At 60.6% G+C, this 457-nt stretch carries 1 protein-coding gene and 1 pseudogene; both read left to right on the top strand.

Annotated elements, in window-relative coordinates; translation table 11 throughout:
- A pseudogene (locus tag OC445_RS26930) lies at window positions 1–311 on the top strand (arabinose ABC transporter substrate-binding protein); the annotation flags it as partial.
- On the top strand, window positions 308–457 hold a 150-nt coding region (locus OC445_RS26935; protein ID WP_262020457.1), incomplete at its 3' end, for an ATP-binding cassette domain-containing protein. The pseudogene OC445_RS26930 and the gene OC445_RS26935, both read left to right, overlap by 4 nt.

Consider the following 457-nt stretch of genomic DNA (forward strand, 5'->3'; position numbering starts at 1 on the left):
GCGGCATGAACGACAACACCGTGCTCGGCGGCGTGCGCGCCACCGAAAGTGCCGGTTTCGCCGCAGCCAATGTGATTGGTATCGGCATCAATGGCACCGACGCCATCGGCGAATTGAAGAAAGCCAACAGCGGCTTCTTCGGCTCGATGCTGCCCAGCCCGCACATTGAAGGCTACAAAACCGCTGAGATGATGTACGAGTGGGTTACCCAGGGCACCGAGCCGCCGAAATACACGGCCATGGACGAAGTGACGCTGATTACCCGTGAAAACTTCCAGGCGGAACTGACCAAGATCGGGCTGTGGAAATGACCGCTGCAGCCCTGCGGTTTGAAGGCATCGGCAAGACCTTTCCCGGGGTCAAGGCGCTGGATGGCATTTGCTTCACCGCCCACCCGGGGCAGGTGCACGCGCTGATGGGCGAGAACGGCGCAGGCAAGTCGACCCTGCTGAAAATC

This window comes from Pseudomonas sp. Pse35, assembly GCF_024519715.1.
Taxonomy (GTDB): domain Bacteria; phylum Pseudomonadota; class Gammaproteobacteria; order Pseudomonadales; family Pseudomonadaceae; genus Aquipseudomonas; species Aquipseudomonas paracarnis.